Consider the following 8,027-nt stretch of genomic DNA (forward strand, 5'->3'; position numbering starts at 1 on the left):
AACAACTCACTATGGCAGGTTCTTCAAGCGCTCCTGCGCCGAACCTACCCACAAGCCCTCGGGCGGGGCAATACTCAAATAGGTTTCGTATTCGCGGCGAGCTTCGGCGTTATTGCCTTGCAAACGATAGACTTCGGCCAGATGGTAGTGTGGGTCGGCAAATTGGCTATCGGCAATAATCGCTGCACTAAATTGTGCCGCCGCTGCATCAAGTTTGGTGCGGTCAAGCTCGGCCCAAGCAAAATAGCCTTGACCAAGTTTGGTTTGGTTTTGCGGGGTTGGACCAGCATTATAGGCCTGTTCATAGGCCAATACCACTTGATCGTAGCGTTTCAACGAGAGCAATACATCGCCCAAAAGATGGTGCAAGCCAATATCGTTGGGGTGAACATCGGCAGCACGACCCAAAATCGCCGCCGCGCGATCAGCCTGCCCCGCTTGCCACAATTGCTTGCCTGCCTCGAAAGCATAACCAGCATTGTTAGGGTCGCTCTCATACAAGGCTACCGCTGCTTCAACTTGGTTACCCGCCTGATCAACTGGCGTATTCGGCACAACTGGCGCTGGTACAACTCCATCACGCCATTGCATCGCCAATTCGCGTAGTTGCGGTGTAGTTTTATAAATCGTAACACTATTGTTTTGATAAACTTGCTGCACCCCAGCCATGGTTACAAATTTATCAACGCCCATCGGGTCGCGCAAACGCTCAATCTGGCCAACATACACATAATCTACGCCATATTTATTGAGCAACCATTGAGTGCGCAACACATCAAGGCTACTATACATCTCCATCACATCGCGGATGCGTTGATCAACCAATGGGCCAGGCCGTTGCTCACCAGCATGCAAGGCGCTGATCACGGTTGGCAAACCAGTGTTGGCGGTGATCCGTACCCCAAAAGCCCGATAAAATTCTTGCTCCGATTGCAGCAAAATTTCGGTGCCAGTGATGTTTTCGGTGATCCAGCGAATCGCAGTTAAATCGTCGGCCAAATTGACCACACCATTGTTGACGCTATATTCGGCAGTTTGCATATAGGCCAAACCATCGAGGGTCAAGCCTTGCAAGGGTTTATCGAAGCGCATACCAACACGGCTGAGTGTGCCAAAAATTGGGAAGAACAGCGCCAATACCACCCCAACACTAACCGCCGTTTGCCAGCTATATTTGGCAACCCGCGAGTTACGTAAAGCTGAGGCAATATGCGGCAAAAGCAAGGCCGCACTCAACGCCCACAAGACCCAAACTTGATAGCCAAATTTGAAGACTGTGTTCATGCGCTCAGAATCGCCCGGGCCGCCGTCCCACGAGCCTGGCGCAAGGTGATCGCGGATGAAAATCAGCTCAATACCCAAGGCCACCAATCCGCCAACCAAGCCTAGCACAATCGCCCAACGTGCTGAGGGCGAGGCCACACGGTTGATAAAGCGTCGAATTAAGCCCGCCAACAGCAGGCCAATCAGCAAACGCACCGGAATGCCAGCGCTGAAAATTGGTTTGTAAATCGTCGCTAGATCCGGCAAGACCGAAGGCTCAGTAATCGCGCTTTTGGCGGCATCGCTGCGGGTTAAGAAATAGACGATCACGGCGGCGGCGGCCAACCCATAACCAATCAGCCAGCGCCCGCGTGTCGCCTTAACCCAATCCCAGAATGGCGTTGGCTCGGCTCGTTTGAGCGGCAACAACAACCAGGTTGTGATCATCAGCAAAAAGAGGCCATAAATCGCCAACCATGGCACTAAAGCCGTGCCCACCCGAATCGGCCAAACCCCGCCAACCGGAGCTTTGTAGCTGCCCAAGAATGGTGCATACAGCAGCAAACCAAGCGCAACCGTCGCCACGCCCAGCAAACTATAGCCCAGCGTCGCCCACCAACGGCGTTGCGGTGCTTGCCAACCACGCGCCATCAAGCCAACAATCAGCACCAAACCATAGGTTGGCACATCCCAGGCATTGGCTGCCGCCAGCGAACCAACTGCCAAAGCCGCCAAACCAAAGGCGGGCAATTGTCGGCGCAAGCGTCTTCGTCGGCTCACTTCCCACGCCAAGGCCACCACCAGCAAGGTAATTGGCAAAGCAATCAGGTGCGGGTGCAAATCGGCAAAAATCACGCTCCACAGCGGAAATTCATTAATCGTGTTCAGGCCATCGCTAACCGTGACCCGACTTGGCCCCCAGAACCATGGCACGCCGCCAGCTAAGCGCCGCGTGAAGTTTTCGCTTGTGCCATTGGCCATCGCATCGCTGATCATCGCAGCTAAGTTGCTGTCGCCATCGAGCGGAGCACAAGCGGTTTCGCGACCTTCGCCGCCCAACTCGCAGGCCTGCCAAGCTCGCACCACCCCGCCAATTCCGGTTGAGGTGCCAATTGGCAATACGCCTGCTAAATTACCGAGCAAAGCCACCGCAACCAAGGCCATCGCCGCGACTTTGAGCCGCCGCGTAACCACCAAGCCCACTGCCCACGCGCCAATCCCGATCAATGCGCCAACCGTGGCAACCGCCAAATTGAAGCCAATCGCCGAGTTGAGGCCAAAGAGTTTCATCGGCAAGGCCATCAGATACAGGCCATAGTAATAGTAGTTGATCGTGCCTTGCGAATAGAAGGGATCAAGCGGTGGCATATTGGGCGAACGCAGCACCGCATTCAAGAAGCCAAATTCAAAGGGCTTTTCGCCGCCCCAGTAGGGATGCCACAAATCAGGGTTGGCAGCCCGAACCAAGGTCCAGACCGCAAATAAGCTGATAAACAGCACTTCGCTGATGATAATTGCTCGCCGTTGTTGCCGCCACGCTTGGCGAATGCGTTGAGCTGCGCCAAAATACCAAGCCGCCAGCGCCAACGCCGCCAACATTGCCAAACCAACAATCACGCTCAGTCGCGTCCATTGCCAAAAGCCCAAGCTGGTTGGCAACCAAATCAGCCAACCAAGCAGCAAAATACCCGCGATTTTGCTGGCGCTCCAAGCCGCTGCCAACGACGAACGCAAGGCTTGCGCCACAATCGGAAAAGCCAACAAACCGACAACTTCAAAAAACAGCAACCACAACAGCACTGCCGCCGCTTGATTTTGGTTAATCCAAGCCCAATCGGCGAAGCCATCGACCCGTGGGGTTTCGACTTTATTGTCAACCGTCGCTTGGGGCAAGGGCTTTTCGGCCATGCTAATTGCCGCAACTGGATTATCGGGCGGAATACCTGGCAACTCGACTGGTGGCAAGGCGGTTGGCGCTGGCACTTTCGCATCAGTGCGCAGGTAGATTTGGGTTGTGCCGCTATCATAAGCCACGCGCCAGCGCCCCGAAGCTTTGAGTTGCTCGAAAACTGGCAACAAATCGCCATAGACTGCTCGTTCCAAGCCACCAAGGTAAATCACGCTCACGCCATAGCGATCAAGGTAATTTTGGGCGGTATTAGGGTCAAACGCGGTATAAATTTGCTGAATGATATTTTTGCGGTTGGCGATAATGCCTGCTGCTTCGGCGGGCGCACGTTGCTGATTCTGATGCCCATCCCAACCAATCAAGGTTGGCAGGCCAGTCCATGTCGCAATTCGGCTGTTCCAACGATAGGCTGAGGTACTGGCTTCGAGCACGGTTGGCGTGCCCTCAATGTTCGCTCGCATCCAACGAATTGCCGCCGCATCATCTTTAATCGCAATTTCGCGATTTTCGACCCACGTCGCGCCTTCCATCCAAGCCATGCCATCAAGCCCACGCGGCGCGTCGGCCACATAGCGATCCGCAACCTTGGCTTGGGTGGCAGTAATTGGATAGACCAAAGCACCCAGCACCAACAAACTGGTAACGGTTGCCCACGAAATGCGCAACGGAGCTGCCAATGCCGAACGTACAACGCTACGGAAGGCGCTCAAGGTCAATGGCACAACGCTGGCAGCAGCCAACGCCAAGAGTGCCCAGGCTTCGTAGCCAAACTTAAAGACCACATTCATGCGGCCAGCACCAGGCAGCACAATCGTTTCGGTCAAGAGCAAGAGCAAAATGCCAGCACTGGTCAAGGCCAACGGCACAACTTCGCGCCGTCGGGTGCGGCCAGCCAAGGCGCTCCACAACAGGGCAATACTCCATGCCGTCAAGGGCAAAAGAATCACGATCGATGCCGCGCGTTGGGCAATTGCCTGTTTGAATAAATTATTAATCAACAGCGCAATTTTACTTGGCTCAACGCTCATATCGAGCAGGGTCACGCGATCTTGCAGCAAACTAATCACGGCCATCCAAATCAGAGTTGAGCCAACTCCAATCAAGGTGCTGCGAATGCCCCAAATCCGTCGCGCGAGCAGCAGCATCCATGGAATCAAAATCCAGAACCACAGGCCATAGAGCACGGTAAATTCGCGAATGCTCATGCGTTGGTCGTTAGTCAGCAATTGGGGTTTGCCATAATCGCCGGTTGCTAAATAGCGGTTGAATGGCGACCAAACCACGGTCATCGCCACAAACAGGGCAATTGGCGGGAGCACAATCCACAGCCAACGCTTGGGCCAAGCCACAGTGCGGCTTTGTTGCCAGCCGACCACCAACAAGGCAACAGCGGATAATGCGAGGCTCAACGGATAATCCCAAACATTGGTGGCTTTGAGTGCGCCGACCAAAATGCCTAGCGCTATGCTCCAACCAGCCAACGCTCGGCCTGAAATCGTTGGTGCTTTGTACAAGCCAACTAAGCCGAGCAATAGCAAGACGAGCAGTGAAAGCCCAATAATGTGGGCATGCAGATCACCATATAAAAATGAGAAGAAGGGGAATTCGCTGATTGTGCTGGGCGGAATTACTCGCGTGGCGTTCCAATACGGCCATTCGGGGCGCAAATTGAACGATTCGCCATCGAGCCGTTTAGCAAAGCCCGCAGCGGCATCAGCCACGGGCGAACCACCCTCAAGCCAAATGCCTTGGCTCGATTGTTCAGGATTCGACCAACTCAATTCGCTATTGCCCAAAACCCGCGCACTGTTGAAATAGAAGACAGGCTGAACTAAATTGCCCAAGAGCATCAAGGCTACCGCAGCGCCAACTGCCGTAAAACAAGCACGGCGTTCGATTTTTTTGGCAGCCCGCCCAAGCGTTGAAAGCAAATTATAGCCAAAACTACCACTTAATTGGGCCGTCATTGCAAACAAGCTGATTAATGCTAGATTAAAGCCAACCTCAGGCCGAATCGCCAACAATTTCATTGGCGTGCCCATCAGCACATAGCCCCAATAGTAGTAATTCATATAGCCGCCCGCAAACCATGGGTCATACGGCGGGAATTGCACCGATTTGAGCGTGGCCGTGAGGTAGGCCAAATTCATGGGCTTTTCGCCGCCCATGCCTGGATGCCACAAATCGGGGTTGAGATAGCGAATGGTTAGCAAAATTGCAAAGCCAGCTAAATAAATCGCTTGCGAGGTGAGAATTGCCGCGCGGCGGGTTTGCCACCACAAGCGTAACTCATGGCGCGAACGTAGCAAACTGAGGCTGCCCAACGCCACCAATACCAGATATACTCCGGCGATCCAGAAGCGATTGAACGACCACCAATGCCAAGCCGCTGGGAGCCACGCGATCAAAGCGAGGGCAAATAAGCCGACTAGCCGTGCCATGCCCAAACCGCGATCAGGCAACGGCAATTTCAAGCGCCAGAGCAAGCCAAACGCTGCTAAACCCAAGAGTTCAAGCGCCAGCACCCAAAAGATCAATGGAGCACTATTAGCAACCCCTTCAAAAACCCAAGCCCATGAGCCAGAAGTCAACTGTTCGCGCCATTCGGCCACAGTTTGCTGAAGCATGGTTGGCATGGGCGTGGCAACTTTGGGCCGTAGTTTATAAATTTCATCAACATTCACATCGGCCAAAATTTGCTGCCGTGCCGCGTCAATATTCCAGCGTTCAGTGCGCTTCCAAATCGTCACCCGCGGATGATCGTAGACGCTCCAATCTTCGGTGGCGTGATCATCGGCAATCCGAATGCCCAAAAATGAGGGGTAGGATGTGAAATCGGCAACTTTTTCATAGCCCAGCGTGCCATCAAAAATGCCTTTGAAGAAATTGAGCGTGGCCGGAAAACGCATCGGCAATTGATCAAGCGAATCGTAGGCACGATTTGAGGTAAAAGCCAAATAGTTGGCTTGGTTGGCAACTTGCAGAATTTGCTCAATCGAGCCAGCATCATTTTCATTAACAATTGGCAATTGGATATCAGTCCAGATCCAATTTTCCATGCCTGGAATGCCAATATCCCACGAATCTGAGGTGTGGGTGCTGCCTGGAGGAATGTTGGCGTGTGCCCATGCTGAGGCCTGAGTGCGGGTATGTGGGCGATCATAAATGCGGCTAAAACCCCAGCCCCAAAGCAGGGTTACAATCGCCACCATGCTGGTTAGGCCAACTGCTAAGCCATGCAACGGCACTTTGCGGAAGAGCAATGGTGTGCCTTCGCGCCGCGCCCAATCGACCAAGCTAATCAAGCCCCATGCCGCAAATAAAATCAATGGGCCATAAATCGGCAGCAAATAGCGCATCGGCTTGATCATTAAGCCGCCCTGCCAGAAGAAGTAAATTCCTGTCCAGAGCCAGATTGGCAAAAGCCCCAACAAGCGCTGACGCGATTCTGAGCGCCACAGCGCAATCCCAAAGGCTAGCCAGCCCAGCCAAGCCGCCACACCCAAAGGTACGCCCATGCCCCAACGAATCATGTTGGTCAATTCGTAGGTGTAGTTGCTACGGCCTGCCCATTGATGTGATGATGGGGCATCGACCTCGCCCGATGATGTTGCACTAGCATTCGCAATTGCATTGACAAAGCGTTCTTCAAACCAAAAACCATTGAAGGCATCGGGCATGCTAAATCGCAGGGTGAACCACATTACTAAAAAGGCGAGGACAGCAAATGGCAAGGCATAAATGCCGCTCCACAAGAGCCGTTGAAAGATTGCTGCTGGCGAATGATCACCGCGCAAATAAGCCGGATTATGCCAATAGGCCACCATCGCGGCAATTGCAATAACCCCGCCAAGTGGCGCAAGCGTGATTTTGCAGGAGACGGCCAAAGCCAACGCTGCGCCAGCAAATATGGTGTTGAGCAGGGAACTCCACCAGCGCCGCGATTGAGCTAAACGAGTGCTAGCATATAAAGTCAACAGGCCATACATCGCCGCCTGACCATCGACCACAAAAAAGTGCGCATGTTGAATCAGTGCTGGCGACCAAGCAAAACAAAAACCCGCCAACAAGCCAATCCGGCGGCTGTTGAGCGTGCGGCCCAGCAAAAACAAGATGACGATTGAAATCAAATCGGCAATTGAGGAAACACTACGGCCAACTACAGCAATTGTGCGGCTGGTCAGTTGGTCTGGTTCAATTTCAGGGTAGAATTTTTCGGTTAAGTAGCGCACGGTTGCCACAGGCAATGAGCCATAGACATAGCCACGATCGACAGTACGCGGGTTGAGTGAGTTACAGCCGCTGGTTGCAGTAGGGCGTTGTTTGCTAACATCAGGTTCTTCAGGGTTACGCGCATTTTTGAGTTGGGCCACACCCTGATCGTTCAGCACAATTTCGCATTCAGTGGTGAGATAACTCCAAAACGAATCGGGCACGCGCAAATTGGGCGTGATCGCATCCTTTAAATAATACTCATCGGGGTGGATCAACGGGGCATAGCCATCCCAATCGGCTCGATGAATCGAGCGAACGCCCCAAGCCATCCAGAGAATACCCAACAAGCAGAGCAAACTGATCAAATCGGGGAAGCGTCGCCCCAAGGCACGCAGCGCAGCGAAACGTGGCATAGTTATCACCCTGAACTCAACAACGGGCGAATTATAGCGCAAAATTGGCTTGCATGGGGAAACGGGTAAAGGCAAAAGGCAAAAATCAAAAGAGTAAGCGTTTAACGCAGAGGCGCAGAGCAGAGGATGGCTTTAGGCTATCGGGGATTGTTCCAATAGCTCATAGTCAATAGCTGTAATGGTTCATTAGGTTGGCAACCAGTGCTCGTTCCCTCACCCCCAACCCC

The 8,027-nt window shown here is 53.3% G+C and carries 1 protein-coding gene; it reads right to left on the minus strand.

Features of this window, described 5'->3' with window-relative positions:
• Nucleotides 1–9 precede the first annotated feature (9 nt).
• Nucleotides 10–7,800 (minus strand): DUF2298 domain-containing protein, encoded by a 7,791-nt coding sequence (locus DEF47_RS16110; protein WP_012190078.1) that lies wholly within the window; start codon nucleotides 7,798–7,800, stop codon nucleotides 10–12.
• Between the last annotated feature and the right edge of the window lie 227 nt (nucleotides 7,801–8,027).

It is taken from the genome of Herpetosiphon sp. (genome assembly GCF_003512625.1).
Taxonomy (GTDB): domain Bacteria; phylum Chloroflexota; class Chloroflexia; order Chloroflexales; family Herpetosiphonaceae; genus Herpetosiphon; species Herpetosiphon aurantiacus.